The sequence below is a fragment of the Psychrobacillus sp. NEAU-3TGS genome, assembly GCF_029955155.1.
Lineage (GTDB): Bacteria > Bacillota > Bacilli > Bacillales_A > Planococcaceae > Psychrobacillus.
Genome location: NZ_JAPNOZ010000012.1, coordinates 950,511 through 965,837 on the forward strand (window position 1 = coordinate 950,511; position 15,327 = coordinate 965,837).

At 36.9% G+C, this 15,327-nt stretch carries 18 protein-coding genes; 5 read left to right on the top strand and 13 right to left on the bottom strand.

Annotated elements, in window-relative coordinates:
- Positions 1-3 precede the first annotated feature (3 nt).
- Complete coding sequence (locus OR571_RS21115) at positions 4-207, top strand: YlaI family protein (protein ID WP_142537607.1); 204 nt, start codon at positions 4-6, stop codon at positions 205-207.
- Positions 208-347: 140 nt separating this feature from the next.
- Here the strand turns inward: OR571_RS21115 and OR571_RS21120 are convergent, their stop codons facing one another.
- Together OR571_RS21120 and typA are read right to left on the bottom strand one after the other, a co-directional pair.
- Positions 348-674 carry a YlaH-like family protein gene (locus OR571_RS21120; protein WP_282245792.1) on the bottom strand — a complete coding sequence of 109 codons (327 nt, stop codon included), beginning with the start codon at positions 672-674 and terminating at the stop codon, positions 348-350.
- Between the two features lie 22 nt (positions 675-696).
- Complete coding sequence (gene typA / locus OR571_RS21125; RefSeq protein ID WP_282245794.1) at positions 697-2,544, bottom strand: translational GTPase TypA; 1,848 nt, start codon at positions 2,542-2,544, stop codon at positions 697-699.
- Between the two features lie 103 nt (positions 2,545-2,647).
- Between typA and OR571_RS21130 the strand changes: the two genes are divergently transcribed.
- Positions 2,648-2,833, top strand: a complete 186-nt coding sequence (locus tag OR571_RS21130; protein WP_142537605.1) for a YlaF family protein — start codon at positions 2,648-2,650, stop codon at positions 2,831-2,833.
- A gap of 32 nt (positions 2,834-2,865) precedes the next feature.
- Here OR571_RS21130 and OR571_RS21135 read toward each other — a convergent pair whose 3' ends face one another.
- Together OR571_RS21135 and OR571_RS21140 are read right to left on the bottom strand one after the other, a co-directional pair.
- Positions 2,866-3,657, bottom strand: a complete 792-nt coding sequence (locus OR571_RS21135) for an inositol monophosphatase family protein (protein WP_282245795.1) — start codon at positions 3,655-3,657, stop codon at positions 2,866-2,868.
- A 242-nt stretch (positions 3,658-3,899) separates the two neighbouring features.
- Complete coding sequence (locus OR571_RS21140; protein ID WP_142537603.1) at positions 3,900-4,097, bottom strand: hypothetical protein; 198 nt, start codon at positions 4,095-4,097, stop codon at positions 3,900-3,902.
- Between the two features lie 156 nt (positions 4,098-4,253).
- Between OR571_RS21140 and OR571_RS21145 the strand changes: the two genes are divergently transcribed.
- A complete protein-coding gene (locus OR571_RS21145) occupies positions 4,254-4,883 on the top strand; it encodes a YktB family protein (RefSeq protein ID WP_282245796.1) in 630 nt (209 codons plus the stop codon).
- 40 nt (positions 4,884-4,923) lie between these two features.
- Here the strand turns inward: OR571_RS21145 and OR571_RS21150 are convergent, their stop codons facing one another.
- Both OR571_RS21150 and OR571_RS21155 read right to left on the bottom strand, forming a co-directional pair.
- Complete coding sequence (locus OR571_RS21150) at positions 4,924-5,193, bottom strand: UPF0223 family protein (RefSeq protein ID WP_282245797.1); 270 nt, start codon at positions 5,191-5,193, stop codon at positions 4,924-4,926.
- 10 nt (positions 5,194-5,203) lie between these two features.
- Positions 5,204-6,163, bottom strand: coding sequence for an NAD(P)H-dependent flavin oxidoreductase (locus OR571_RS21155; protein WP_282245799.1), 960 nt, complete (start codon positions 6,161-6,163; stop codon positions 5,204-5,206).
- 296 nt (positions 6,164-6,459) lie between these two features.
- Between OR571_RS21155 and OR571_RS21160 the strand changes: the two genes are divergently transcribed.
- Positions 6,460-7,929 carry an aminotransferase class I/II-fold pyridoxal phosphate-dependent enzyme gene (locus OR571_RS21160; RefSeq protein ID WP_282245801.1) on the top strand — a complete coding sequence of 490 codons (1,470 nt, stop codon included), beginning with the start codon at positions 6,460-6,462 and terminating at the stop codon, positions 7,927-7,929.
- A gap of 39 nt (positions 7,930-7,968) precedes the next feature.
- Here the strand turns inward: OR571_RS21160 and OR571_RS21165 are convergent, their stop codons facing one another.
- From OR571_RS21165 to OR571_RS21195, 7 genes are all read right to left on the bottom strand, one after another.
- Positions 7,969-8,646: an LrgB family protein gene (locus OR571_RS21165; RefSeq protein WP_282245803.1), complete on the bottom strand. Its 678-nt coding sequence runs from the start codon at positions 8,644-8,646 to the stop codon at positions 7,969-7,971.
- Entirely contained in the window at positions 8,643-9,008 is a 366-nt protein-coding gene (locus OR571_RS21170; protein ID WP_282246328.1) for a CidA/LrgA family protein, read from the bottom strand. Before OR571_RS21170 ends, OR571_RS21165 begins: the two co-directional genes overlap by 4 nt.
- 320 nt (positions 9,009-9,328) lie before the next feature.
- Entirely contained in the window at positions 9,329-10,156 is an 828-nt protein-coding gene (locus tag OR571_RS21175; protein WP_282245805.1) for a polysaccharide deacetylase family protein, read from the bottom strand.
- An 86-nt stretch (positions 10,157-10,242) separates the two neighbouring features.
- Positions 10,243-11,028: an SDR family NAD(P)-dependent oxidoreductase gene (locus tag OR571_RS21180; protein WP_282245807.1), complete on the bottom strand. Its 786-nt coding sequence runs from the start codon at positions 11,026-11,028 to the stop codon at positions 10,243-10,245.
- A gap of 197 nt (positions 11,029-11,225) precedes the next feature.
- A complete protein-coding gene (locus tag OR571_RS21185) occupies positions 11,226-12,095 on the bottom strand; it encodes a hydroxymethylglutaryl-CoA lyase (RefSeq protein WP_282245809.1) in 870 nt (289 codons plus the stop codon).
- Positions 12,096-12,110: 15 nt separating this feature from the next.
- On the bottom strand, positions 12,111-13,289 hold the full coding sequence (locus OR571_RS21190; protein WP_282245811.1) for an acyl-CoA dehydrogenase family protein: 1,179 nt from the start codon (positions 13,287-13,289) through the stop codon (positions 12,111-12,113).
- 39 nt (positions 13,290-13,328) lie between these two features.
- Entirely contained in the window at positions 13,329-14,111 is a 783-nt protein-coding gene (locus OR571_RS21195) for an enoyl-CoA hydratase/isomerase family protein (RefSeq protein WP_282245813.1), read from the bottom strand.
- Between the two features lie 159 nt (positions 14,112-14,270).
- On the opposite strand from OR571_RS21195, the gene OR571_RS21200 reads away from it, so the two are divergent.
- Positions 14,271-15,149 carry a LysR family transcriptional regulator gene (locus OR571_RS21200; RefSeq protein WP_282245815.1) on the top strand — a complete coding sequence of 293 codons (879 nt, stop codon included), beginning with the start codon at positions 14,271-14,273 and terminating at the stop codon, positions 15,147-15,149.
- Positions 15,150-15,327 lie beyond the last annotated feature (178 nt).

Here is a 15,327-nt window from a genome sequence, read left to right on the forward strand (position 1 = left end):
TTTATGAAAGTACAATGTGTTATATGTGATCGAATAGACATACTCTCAGATGATCTACCATTAGCAAAAAAGTTAAGAAATCGACTTATTCACACATATATGTGCCCAGTCTGTCATGACCGTATCGAAGAAAAAACGAATGCCAGATTAGCAACAGGCAAATTCATCTTCTACAAAACATCTAAACTTATCGAAAACGAGTTTTAAAAAATACAGAAGAAAAAAATAGGACCCTTCTTGTTTTTCATCGAACAAGAGGGGTCCTATTTTTTGTGCTATAGAGATACTGGGACTTTGTGTATTAAATGAAGTATCCCTTTGATGCAAAAAACAAAGCTCATCTACAATTAAGTAGTTGAGCTTTGTTTCTTTTCAAGTCGTAAACGAATCTTATAAATGATTAAGATTAATGCTGCTACGATTAACCCTTCGACCACTGGAAGGAAAAACGCTAAAAACGTTAACATCAAACATCCTAAAAATAAGAAGACGTATATGACTATATTTTGTCCCACACGCAATTTCTTGGCAAATCCTAGCTTGTACACAAGCACAGATAGCAAGAAAATTATCAAAAATAATACATAACCCGCTATGTCGAAATTTGGCATAATTTCATAAATAAGCTTAGATATACTAGACATTCTACCAAATACGAATTGCTGTTCTTCCAAGGTTGTTCACCCTTTTCTGATTCTATTCAAGTTCTGCATTTTTTAATTTTTTCGTCACACGTTCACGTTCATTTTTCTCAAGAATCTGTTTACGCAGACGAATTGACTGAGGTGTTACTTCTAAATACTCATCATCACCTAGGAACTCGATTGCTTCTTCAAGCGTTAAAATACGAGGTCTTTTAATAACGTTTGTTTGGTCTTTGTTAGCAGAACGAATATTTGTTTTTTGTTTCATTTTTGTAATATTTACAGTGATGTCATTATCACGAGTATTTTCACCAACTACCATACCCTCGTAAATTTCAGTACCAGGCTCTACAAATAGTGTACCACGGTCTTCAATTTGCATCATCCCGTAAGTTGTCGCTTTACCAGTTTCCATAGAAACAAGAACCCCTTGGTGACGTCCACCAACACGACCAGATACTACTGGTTGATAGCTATCGAATGTATGGTTAATGATACCAAAACCTTTTGTAAGGGACATAAACTCTGTTGAATATCCAATTAATCCACGAGCAGGAACCATAAAGATTAAACGAACTTGGCCATTACCATTGTTGACCATATCTATCATTTCACCTTTACGTAATCCCATTGATTCAATAATAGAACCTACACTATCTTCAGGTACATCAATTTGTACTCTTTCGATTGGTTCACATTTTTTCCCATCAATTTCACGGATAATTACTTTTGGTTTAGATACTTGAAGCTCAAAACCTTCACGACGCATATTTTCGATTAAGATTGACAAATGAAGTTCCCCACGGCCAGAAACAATCCATGCATCTGGAGATTCTGTATCATCTACACGTAATGATACATCCGTTTGAAGTTGAGAACGCAGACGCTCTTCTACTTTACGTGAAGTAACCCATTTTCCTTCTCTACCAGCAAAAGGAGAGTTATTTACTAAGAAAGTCATTTGTAATGTTGGTTCATCAATACGTAATGGAACTAATGCTTCCGGATGGTCTGTAGGACAAACTGTTTCCCCTACATTAATTTCTTCCATACCTGATACAGCGATTAAATCCCCAGCTTTAGCTGATTGAACTTCTACACGTTTTAATCCGAAGAAACCAAATAATTTGGTTACACGGTAATTTTTAATAGATCCATCTAATTTCATTAAAGAAATTTGTTGACCTACCTCAATTGTACCACGGAATACACGGCCAATACCAATACGACCTACATAGTCATTATAATCTAATAATGCTACTTGGAATTGTAGTGGTTCGTCTGAATTATCGATTGGTGCTGGAATTGCTTCGATAATTTTTTCAAATAGACATTGCATATTTTCTTCTTGAGATGCAGGATCTGGATCTAAAGAGGCAGTACCATTTACACCTGAAGCGTAAACTACTGGGAAGTCTAATTGATCTGCATCCGCATCTAATTCTATAAATAATTCTAACACTTCGTCTACAACTTCAAGTGGACGTGCAGAATCTTTGTCTACTTTATTTACTACAACGATTGGTGTTAACTTTTGTTCTAACGCTTTTTTTAATACAAAACGCGTTTGTGGCATACATCCTTCATATGCATCAACAACTAGTACAACTCCGTCTACCATCTTTAAGATACGTTCTACTTCACCACCGAAATCGGCATGTCCAGGTGTATCAAGTATATTAATACGTGTACCATTGTAGTCTACTGCTGTATTTTTAGCTAAAATCGTAATACCACGTTCACGTTCGATGTCACCAGAGTCCATTGCTCTTTCATCAACATGCTCATTTGAACGGAAAGTACCCGATTGTTTTAGTAATTGGTCAACTAATGTCGTTTTCCCATGGTCAACGTGTGCTATAATTGCAATGTTTCGTAAATCTTGACGTAAATTTGTCATATTTCCACTCCATATTCTTTTTTCGAGTCCATAACTGTGTTATTATATCACAAGTGAAACTAAAGTAATAATATTTTTTTATCATTTTTTGGAGGTAATTGGATTGAGTAATATCAAATGGATTTTTGTTCTGTATTCTCTCGGCGCCATTTTATCGATGGCACTAATTGGAATCGCTGTTGCACTACGAAATATTCCACTCGTTTTCCTATTTCTTGTAATGCTTTTTATCGTAATGGGCTTTGGTTTCAAAACTAAGAAAAAAATGCGAGACCAAGGACTTTTGTAATCATGATCGGCAAGATCCTTCTTGCCGTTCTTTTACTTCAGTTTTACATAGTTCCCTAAAATCTCTTCATGTAAACCGGGTTTTGATACGATAAACGTATTTTGTCCCATTAAATTTATTGGCTCATTTGCAAGCGTTGTTACATTAGCTCCTACCTCATTTGCAATTACTATTCCACCCGCGATATCCCATGGCGATAAACGCATCGATACATAAGCATCTAATCTACCCATAACGACGTACAATATTTCAATTGCAGCAGATCCATATGATCTCGTTCCTCGGACTTTATTCAAGAGTTGAATCATTCCCTCATGTTCAATGTATTTATTCGGTACAACCCAGCTAGCATTAATACTGATAATAGATTGTTCCACCTTGGCATGCTCAACTCTTGGGATGCGCTGATCATTGAAAAATGCACCTTCTCCTAAGGCGGCAGAAAGTAAATCATCTCCCATTACATCATAAATATACCCGAGTATACCTTCACCATCCTTGAAAATACCTAAAGAAATGGCGAAATTCTTTTTTTGATGGATAAAATTCATCGTTCCATCAATTGGGTCGAGAATCCAAACATAGCCACTTAAATCTTGTATATCGTCACCAAACCCTTCCTCACCCATAATGCGGTGATCCGGAAAGTTCTGTTTTATATTTTTTATAAAAAATTGTTCTGTTTCTTTATCAATATTAGTCACTAAGTCATTTGCTTCTGATTTCGATTCAATGATTAGCTCTGTAGTAAAAGAAGCTCTGATTCTTCCTGCCGCTTCCTTAATTAATGATTTCGCAACTTTGTCCAATTTATGTATATTCACGTCAACAACCCTTTCTCTGCCTAATTTCCCCTAATCCGCTTCTCTACTGTCTAGCTACAGCGCCTTGCCCCTCGGGGTCAAATGTGAAAAAGCTGTGGTGGTTGGAGAGCTGCCTCCTCGCTTTTCCCCATTTGCCTGTCGGGGCAGACATAGGCGCTTTCGCTTTTCTACAGTATAAAGAAAAAAACACCGGCTGTCTTGCGATTAGCAGGTGTTTTTATGGATTACTTAAAAGTAAAGCATTAATCAAGTGCATCTAGTTCTTCCAAAAGGCGGTGAATTTCAGTCAATTGCATTTTCGCTTCAGTTATTTCTTTTTCATCTTGGTTACTTAATGCATCATATAAAGTAGCAAGCTGATAATCCAGTTCCAATTTTAGCGTTTGAATTTTTTCTTTTTCCATATCATTTTTACGAATAATGTGCACTACCTGTCTCATAACTAACACCCCTTCTTTTTATTATTCCGTAATTTTCAGAAGATTTTTAATATTTTATGCTGATAATGAAATATTGTCAACTGAAGGAATACTACTTACATGATTTTTACCCATATTTCCTATAAAATAAACATGGAAAGCGAAAGGAGTTTACAAATGAACAAAACATTTTGGGAAGCCAAAGACTTTGATGTATTCGAAGTGGATGGTTTAGAAAATAGAATGAATGCTCTTATAGAAAACGTTCGTCCAAAATTCGAAAAACTAGGAATGCATTATAGTCATTATTTTTCGGGTACTCTAGGGAACGAGTTCTTTCCACATGTAGCCAAACATGCTAGACGCTCCGTCAATCCCCCAAACGATAGTTGGGTCGCGTTTGCACCATATAAAAGAGGTTATAAAGCGTTACCACACTTTCAAATTGGACTGTGGGGAAGCCACTTATTTATCATTGTAGCTGTCATTTACGAAGCACCTGATAAAGTAGCTATAGCGGAAAAATTGTTAAAGAAGAAAAGCTTTTTCAATAAGTTACCGGATGATTTCATAGTTTCTGGAGATCATATGAAACCAGATGCTATTCCTTTGAAAAAAGCTAAAAAAGGGGAATTAAAGGATTTACTAACGCGACTACATGATGTGAAAAAAGCCGAATTTTTAGTAGGGCGTCATATCTCTAAAGAAGAGGCAATCAAATTCTCAGAGGACGAATTCTACCAGTTGGTTGATGAAACTTTCGAATACCTATTACCTATTTATAAAACGATGATTAATATGAAATAGAATTTTTCTCCTATAGCTTTCAAGCTATAGGAGAAAAGCTTTATCCTTTAATAATATTGAGATCGCTTTTTTCTTTCATCATTTTCACTATTGGATAACTTGCATAACCGCTTTCTTTTTCGAATTCTCGAAAATATGTTTTTTCTTCTGCCATAGATGGCACAATTTCTTTAAAGCGTCTGTATTTCATTAATAATTCTTCTCGCTTTACACCCTTTTCATACGCTTTTTCAATTGCTTCAAAAAATTGGACGACATCCACTATTTCCTCTGTAGACCAATCTATAGAAAACGGATATGTGTATTCCATTATTCTCCTCCTACTGTTGCCATTTTTGTCTTATTTCTATTGCTTCTTTTACCATTCGTTCTATTAGTTCTTCCGTTGAGGGTATATCATGTATCAGTCCAATAGACTGCCCAGCCCAGCCAAACCCTTTTTCTTCGTTACCTTCATAGATAAACTGCTTATTTGCTTTGCCGCTAATGTGTTCTTTTAATGCATCATATGTTGGATTTTCAGATTCAATACGTAAAATTTCTTGTGTCCATTCATTTTTAATCGCTCTGGCTGGTGCACCAATAGATCGTTTAATCACGGTAGTATCCGTCTCCTGGCTTGCGATTAATGCTTGTTTATATGCTTCTGAAGCATGAACACATTCCTTTGTTGCGATGAATCGAGTACCCATCTCAATTCCTTCTGCACCAAGTGCGTGAGCAGCCATCCAACCTCTACCATCTGCAATTCCTCCAGAAGCTATCACTGGAATTGACACTGCATCTACCACTTGAGGAATCAAAACGATCGTACCAATATCGTCCCTTCCTAAATGTCCACCACCTTCTTGACCTACAACCATCACAGCATCTGCTCCAAGCTGTTCCGCTTTTTGAGCTTGGCGTTTTGCAGCAACGAGCACTAATTTTTTTATAGAAGTGTTTGCAAGCTTTTCTAAAATAGGCGCTGGATTTCCTCCGGTCATGGAAATAGCTGGAACTTCCTCGTCTATTGCCACTTGTAGCATATGCTCGTAAGGTCTTCCAGTTTGCCCGATAGCGAAGTTAACTCCGAATGGTTTATCTGTTAACTCCCTTACCCTCCTAATTTCCGTTCTCAATTCATCCGGCGTTTTTAAGCTCATAGCAGTTACTTGACCTAGACCTCCCGCATTTGATACAGCTGCACAAAGATCAGAATAAGCCAAATAAGCAAGTCCACCTTGAATGATTGGATATTTTACTCCCAATAAATCGGATGCCTTTGTCTGAAAATTCATTCTCATCCCTCCTACTTTTCAGTATAGAAGAATTATCCATCTGATTCAATTGACAAATATTTTTTATAGTCATGAAACTGGGAAAGTGCTATAATTCATTTGTTTTAAGAAATGTGTAAGCGCCTATGACTGACCCGACAGGCAAATGGAAAAAAGCGAAGAGGCAGCTCTTCAGCCACCACAAGCGATTTTGTTTGCGACGAGCTTGCGCAGGAGCAGCTTTTTCCCATTTGCCACCGAGGGGCAAGGCGCTGAAGCAAGACAAAAAATTATTTTAACTAGAGGTGGTATTAGCGTTGTCACAATTAGAAACTCCTTTATTCGATGCCTTACTAAAGCATCGAAATCGTCATCCTATCCAGTTTCATATTCCTGGACATAAAAAAGGGAAAGGGATGGACCCAGCATTTCGTGAGTTCGTTGGAGATAATATACTTTCTATAGATTTGATTAATATTGCCCCTTTGGATGATTTACATTCTCCTAAAGGTGCGATAAAAAAAGCACAACGTTTAGCCGCAGAAGCTTTTGGGGCAGATGAAACTTTCTTCTCTGTTCAAGGGACAAGCGGTGCCATTATGACGATGATTCTTACAATTTGTGGTCCTGGAGATAAAATTCTAGTACCGCGGAATGTTCATAAATCTATTATGTCAGCAATCGTTTTTGCAGGTGCTATTCCCGTTTTTATCCATCCAGAAGTAGATAAAGAACTTGGTATATCTCATGGAATTTCCGTTGAATCTGTTGAAAAAGCATTAGACGTACATCCAGATGCAAAAGGGCTACTCGTTATTAATCCTACCTATTTTGGACTAGCTGCAGATCTAAAAAAAATCGTAGATATCGCGCATGAAAGAGGTATTCCTGTAGTAGTGGATGAAGCTCATGGCGTACATATTCACTTCCATAAATCCCTCCCTGTTTCTGCTATGGAGGCTGGTGCAGATATGGCTGCTACCTCTGTTCATAAATTGGGTGGTTCTATGACACAGAGTTCCATTTTAAATGTGCGGGAAGGTCTTGTTTCTACTAAACGAGTGCAATCGATATTGTCTATGCTAACAACTACATCTACTTCCTATCCTCTTCTAGCATCATTAGATACTGCTAGAAGACAATTAGCTATCCACGGTGAGGATTTGATCGGAGAGGCGATTAGAGTTGCAAATGATGCGCGTAGTCGCATTAACGAGATTCCTCATATTCACTGCGTTGGAGAAGAGATTCTACAAACATCCGCAACCTTCGATATGGATCCTACAAAGTTATTAATAAGTGTGAAAAACTTAGGTATGACTGGATACGAAGCGGAGATTTGGCTTAGAGAAAAAGCGAATATCGAAGTGGAGCTTTCCGATTTGTATAATATTCTTTGTTTAATCACAATCGGAGATACGGAAAAAGAAACGAACTTACTTATAAATGCCCTTTCTCGTATGGTGGAAGCGCATGAATCAGAGGCAGTTGTAATAGAGCCATCTGTTACATTACCAGATATTCCTGGACTTGCTATGTCGCCAAGAGATGCATTTTATGCAGCTACCGAGCAGATTCCATTAAAAGAGGCAAGTGGTCGTATTTCCGCTGAGTTCGTCATGGTTTACCCTCCTGGTATTCCTATTTTTATTCCCGGGGAAATAATTACACCAGGAAATATTAACTACATTACAATGAATTTAGAAGCCGGTCTACCTGTGCAAGGACCGGAAGATGATACTTTAGAAATGATTCATGTGATAAAAGAACATCAAGCAATTTTTTAACCATAAAAAAGGAGAGATTATACCTACATCTCTCCTTTTTTAATGAAAAAATAACGCAAAAATAGGACCCATAAAAGCTCCAATAATCGCACTCAATGTCATTGATACTGTTCCCATAGACAACGCTTTTTCTCCGTATTCCGTAAGTTTAGACACCCCAATTCCATGTGAAGCACTCCCCAAAGATATTCCTCTGCTCACAGACTTCTCTATATGAGCTATTTTAAAAATAGATGGACCGAGTAACGCACCAGTTATACCAGCGATAATTACAAATACAGCAGTTAAAGAAGGAAAGCCTCCAATAGCTTCACTAATCTGCATTGCTATAGGAGTCGTAATCGATTTTGGCAATAGAGATAATATATAATCGTTACTTAAATTTAGTAGTTTAGCAAAAATGATAATACTCACTAATCCTGAAAGCATAGCAACGACAACACTAGTTAAAATAGAAAACATATTTTGCTTAATAATATGTCGTTGGGCATATAATGGATAAGCCATACTAACTACAGCTGGCCCAAGCATTGCATCTATCCATTTAGCTCCAGTCATATATGTTGCATATGAGAAAGAGAAAGATTTTAATAAAATAATAATTAAAATAGTCGCTGTGAGCACTGGTAATAGAAGAGGAGTTGAAAATCTCGCGTTTAGTTTTCTCATGAGTAAAAAAATTACAATCGTTCCGATCATCATACTAATTGCTATCATTGTGCTTCTTCCTCTCCTGCTTTCCGACCTTCTAAGTACTGACATAATTTTCCGGTTACCAAAATCGTAAGCACTGTACTAATAATCACTGAAAAAACAAGTAATATACCGTTAATAGATATCAACTCTGGATAATTCATTACTCCGACAGTGGACGGTATAAAAAATAAAGCAAGTATTCCTAATAAGAAACCTGCACCTTCTTTTATCACTTGAATATGAATTATTTTTAAGTGCAAGCACCCTAGAAGTAATAATAACCCTACGATACTTCCCGGAAATTTAATATGTAGCATTTCGACAATAAAATTACCTAAAAAAGAAAATAAATATAATATACAAATTTGAAGAACTATGCGAATATATTTTTCATATGGTTGCTTTAAAAGGCTATTCCTTTAAAGTACTCACCTCCAAAATTATCAATAGGAATCATTTTACGCTCGTTTACCCTTTACGTCCAGAGTAAATTCTTATTTAGGATGTAAATAAATACCAATCTACAACTTTATTCGAGCTACATTTACAAGGAGGACTAGCAATATTGTTAGTGAGCCTTAAACAAATTATGATTTTATCATAGTAATCATGACGCTATTTCTAATATAACTCTGTTGTTCCATCACACTGAATACATACAAAAATGGTTACCGACAAATTCAGTCGATAACCGATGCTTGTGCTATTCTATTCCTTTTATTGTATGAGGATCTATAAAGTCATAACCTTTTGCACGAAAACCTTCTACAATTCCAGGTAATGCCTCTGCAGTCCATTTTCGATCATGCATTAATAAATTTGCACCATCTGTTAAATATTCCGTGTTAACCATTATATCTTTAAGACTTTCCGCATTCATATATTCTTTTTCCCAGTCATACCCATACGTCCAATTCATTAGTTGCATTCCTTCATTTTCAACTAGTGATCTACTAAAATCTGTGTTTATACCAAATGGTGCGCGGAAAAACTTAGGCTTTTCTCCAATAACGGCTTCCACTGTTTCATTAACTTTTAAAATTTCTTCTTGTTGCTGTTCCTCCGAAATGTCTTTCAGATTAGCATGCGTCTGTGTATGGTTTCCAATAGCAAAGCCCATATCAGAGATTTCTTTTAGATTCGCTTTTTGTTCATCTGTTAAAAGGAAGTGACCATTTACGAAAAAAATGGCTGGTACATCTAAGTCTTTCAAGGTTTTCGCCATTTCTACAGCATATTTATCTGGAGCATCATCAATTGTAAGTAATACTACCTTTGGATTAGCATCTCCAATCGGTTGTAATGTCCAGTTGGCTGGATTTAATTCATACAGTGGTTCTCGAATCTCTTCTGTCGATTCTTCTATTGGTTCTTCTTCCACTATTTCTTGTGTTACTTCTACTTTCTCTTCGCCACTAACCTCTGTTGTTTGTTCACTTTCTTTTTCTGTAGTATTTTTTTCTTCTGCAAGGCCGCATGCTGAAAGTATAAGTATACAAACTGCTAGTAATATCCATGCTGTTTTTTTCAATCTGATCACCATTTCCTTTCAATCATGTTGAATATGTAATAGAGAAAGCCGTGTAAAGAATTTCTACACGGCTTCTGTTGTCTAATTTAAAGTGTACCGCCAGATCCACCATCAATATTAACTGCTGTCCCTGTCACGTACGACGCCGCATCTGAAACTAAAAAAGTAATGACGTTTGCAGCTTCGGTTGTTTCACCAATTCTTCCAAGCGGAATTGACGGCCCGACAACCTTTTTAGAGTATTCTTCCCAAGAAAGCTCCGGTTCCTCATTTAACCAACGCTTTTCTAACTGGTCACTTCGTATTAACCCGATACATACTGTATTTACTCGAATATTATCTTTCCCTAAATCCTTACTCATCGCTTTAGTTAGAGCCATACCGGCAGCTCGACTTACCGTTGTAGGTAATGAAGAGGCAGGTGGTGTTTTCCCTAATACCGCAGTCACGTTTACAATCGCTCCTCCCCCCTCCTTTCGCATATAAGGAATGGCAGCTTTCGAAGTATGTATCGCTCCAAATACCTTTAAATCTAAATCTGTATGCCATAACTCCGTATCAACAGACTCGAAAGGATTCGCTGATGAAGTCCCAGCATTATTTATCAGGATGTCTAATTTTCCATAATGCTCGATAGTTTCTTGAATAATTTTTTGACATTCTTGCTCGTTTGTAATATCGGCAGATACTATTAATACTTCTTTCCCTGTTTCATTTTTTATAAACTTCGCTGCCTCTTCCAATTGTTCTTTCCCACGCGCGCAAATAGTAACAGATGCGCCTTCTTTAACTAACTGTAAGGCTGTATACAAGCCAATTCCTTTACTTGATCCCGTTATTACCGCTACTTTCCCTTTTAGTCCTAACTCCATTTTAGTTCCTCCTAAATTATTATTTTTACTCTCTTATTTATTATAGATTCAATTTTCATATTTCGGGCAGTATTTTCATTTTATTTATGAAACTTGAAAAATATTAAGAGGGACGAGAAGTGATTGGTCACTTTCCGTCCCTCTTTTATTCGTATTCAAAAACTAAACAACCAATCATTTTTAACTTTAAAGTGCTTTCAAACAGGCTGCAGACGACTAGAAAGGGACTTAGCAAAAGGAACAATTTTATTAATATCCTCTAACTTTAAACTTGTTTCTACACCCATTTCCGAGAGCATCAACGCCACTTCTTCAGTAGCCAAATTTCCGGTTGCCCCCGGTGAAAATGGACAGCCACCTAGCCCTCCAATCGAGCTATCAAACTTATCGATTCCAGTTTGCATAGCTGCTAGCGTATTAGCCAATGCCATTTTCCGTGTATCGTGGAAGTGGCCGACAAAAACAGTGTCTGGATATAAGTCTTTCAATCTTGCGAATCGGTCATAAACAATCTTAGGATTCGCGTAACCATTTGTATCACCTATGTCGATTTCATCTGCCCCTAATTCTACAAAACGTCGACAAACATAATTTAACTCTTCAAAAGAAACTTTCCCTTGGTATGGACAAGCAAACGACATGGAAACGTAAGCTCTAGTGAAAATCCCCTGTTGTTTAGCAAGCGCAAACATTTTTTCTGTTTCTAAAAGTGATTCCTCTGTTGTCTTATTAATATTTTTTTGGTTGAACGTTGAACTCGCCCCAATGAATACAGCAATTTGTGGAACATTTGCTTGGATTGCTCGTTCGAGTGCGTTTAAATTTGGAGTTAAGGCTATATACGTAATGCCTAATTCATTGCAATACTGACTGATCTCATCTGCATCAGCCATTTGTGGTACCCATTTAGGGCTTACAAATGCAGCAGTTTCCATACGTGAAAACCCTGCTGCTGCAAGTTGACGGATCAGGTCCTTTTTAGATTCTGTCGAAATTGGATTCGGCTCATTTTGTAACCCATCTCTTGGACCGACCTCAATCAATTCTATTTTCTTAGGAATATTCATCATACACCTCCGATATTAATAAGATCTTGGCATGCCGAGCACATGCTGTGCAACATAAGATAATATTAAGTTTGTCGAAATTGGTGCTACTTGATATAATCTTGTTTCTCTAAATTTCCTTTCCACATCATATTCCTCCGCAAATCCAAAGCCACCATGGGTTTGAAGACAAGCATTCGCCGCTTCCCATGAAGCATCAGCAGAGAGTAATTTAGCCATATTAGCTTCTTTCCCGCACGCTTTTCCTTCATCATACAATCTAGCTGCTTGGAATCTCATTAAGTCTGCCGCTTCTAAATGGACATAGGACTTGGCAATCGGAAACTGAACGCCTTGATTCTGACCAATTGGTCTATTAAAGACTACTCTTTCCTTCGCATACTTGGCTGCGCGATCCACAAACCAATAGCCATCCCCTATACATTCCGCAGCTATTAGAATGCGTTCAACGTTCATACCGTCCAGAATATAAGAAAAACCTTTTCCTTCTTCACCGATTAAATTTTCTACAGGAACTTCCAAATCTTCAATGAAAAGTTCTGTCGTAGCATGATTCATCATCGTTCGAATAGGTTTTATAGTGATACCGTTTCCAACAGCTTCATTCAAGTCAACTAATAATACAGATAAGCCTTCTGTCCGTTTTTTCACTTGATCAATTGGGGTTGTACGGACAAGTAAAAGCATAAGATCCGAATATTCAGCACGTGAAATAAATACTTTTTGCCCGTTTACGATATATTTATCTCCTTTACGAACAGCTACCGTTTTTAATTGGGTAGTGTCTGAACCTGTATTAGGCTCTGTAACTCCAAAAGCTTGTAGTCTTAGAGATCCGTCAGCAATTTTAGGTAAGTATTTTTGCTTTTGCTCTTCAGAACCATGACGTAATAAAGTTCCCATCGTATACATTTGTGCATGACATGCACCTGCATTCGCTCCTGAGCGGTTAATTTCTTCCATAATAATGGAAGCATCTGTAACTGATAATCCTGACCCACCGTATTCTTCTGGAATAAGTGCAGCTAAGAAACCTGCTTCTGATAGAGCGGTTACAAATTCTTCAGGGTATGCGTTCGTTTCATCTAACTTTCTCCAATATTCATCCGGATAATCTTTACAAATCGTTCTTACACTTTGACGAAGCTCTTCTTGAAATTCAGGTGTGCTAATGTGCAATTCAGTAGTTTTCATGTATAAATTCCTCCATTTTTTTGATGTTTTATGAAAAACTTATTTTCCAGCAAATTGAGGAGCACGTTTTTCAACAAACGCTAAAACTCCTTCCAAGCGATCTTCTGTATTTACACAATGATTGTAAAATACGAGCTCCTCTTGTCTTGCTTGCATGTCTTCCATTCCAAATAAAGAATCCACGGCTTTCTTGCAATTTTGAACAGCTATTGGTGCATTTTTTGCTAGCATTTCCGCAAGCTCATACGCCTCATCTAATAGCTGCTCGGAGGTTGTCAGTCGATTAAGTAAACCGGCTTTCTCCGCTTCCTCTGCGGTAACCATTCGGCCGGTACATACCCACTCTTTCGCAACATGGACTCCGACCCTTTTAGGAAGCAATCGTGTTCCACCACCCCCGGGCATAATTCCGCGCGTCGCTTCAGGAAGTCCAAACGTAGCAGTTTGTGCAGCAACGACAAAATCACAATTCAAGACGATTTCAAATCCTCCAGCAAGAGCAAAACCATCGACCGCAGCAATTACAGGTTGTGGTAGATCAGCAATTGCATAGAACATTTCCTCAAACAGTTTATGTTGCGCTTTCCATTCTTCCTCTGTCATCCCATTACGTTCTTTTAAATCGGCACCTGAACAAAATGCTTTCGGATTGCTTGATGAGATTACTACTACTCTCACATCAGATTTAGAGATCGTTTGAAGGGTATTTAATATTTCCGTTGCCATTTCCGTATTAAATGCGTTACGAGCTTCTGGGCGATTAAATTTAATTACAGCGATTTGTTGGTTTGTTCCAGTTCTACTAATTTGTAAATAAGTCATTTTTCCACTTCCTTCAGATTATTTAAAGAATGAACATTTATTCCTAATTTATTTTATCGAATTTTAAGAAAATTCTTCTGATAATTAAATTGACGTTAGCCCCAATAGAGTGTAAAACTATACTAGACTATACAATTCCAACAACCTGGGGGGATTAATGTGGATATAACGCAATTACATTACTTTATTGTTGCTGCAGAGCAAGAACATATGACAAGAGCTTCAGAAATTTTAGACTTGTCGCAATCTGCTTTAAGTCGCTCCATAACATCTTTAGAAAAAGAGTTAGGCGTTCCTTTATTTGATCGAAAAAACAGAAAGGTCTTGTTAAATAGATATGGAAAAGTATTTTTAAAGGATGCCAAAAAAATTGTGGGTCAAGTAGAAATTTCAAAATCAAATCTATCTCAACTTATTCATCCAGATTTCGGTAATATTTCTATTTCATTTGTTCATAGCTTGGGATTAAACTATATTCCTTCATTATTAAAGGAATTTCAACTTGCAAATCCTGGTCATACAATTACATTAAATGAAGACAAAGCCCCTTTAATTGTTAAAGATTTACTAACAAATGAAGCTGATTTAGGGTTTGCGACCCAATACCAATCTTTTTCCGATTTAGACTATAATCCCATTTTCAAAGAGAAAATCGTGTTAATCGCCTCTAGCCAACATCGGTTCTCCCAAATGAAACATATTCAGCTAGAAGAGATTGAGCAAGAGAACTTCATCCATTACAATGCGGATACTGAATTGAGAAAATTAATCGATTCTATATTCTTAAAATACAATGTAGATATTCATATTGCCTATGATGGATTGGAAATTAATAGTATCATTGGCTTGGTTTCATCCAATATGGGCATCGCACTTGTACCAGAATCCGTCGTTCAAAATTTCAATGATATAAAAATAATTCCCATTTTAGATTTGAATATCGATCGAACGATATACTTAATACATAAAAAAGAAGGATATATGTCAAAAGCCGTTCTTTTCTTTAAAGATTTTATTTTTTCCTATCATGAAAAATAAATAAAATGGAATGATCAATTACGCTTTTCGCGTAATTGATTTCAGCCTTCTTGCTGGTCGATATAATTCCTCCCCTCACTTACTAACAAACCATTCAATACCTCTGCCAGTTACTTTTTACCACAAAGGAATACTTCTTATTACTAATTATAGAGTTCCTCTCTTTCAAAAGACAAAG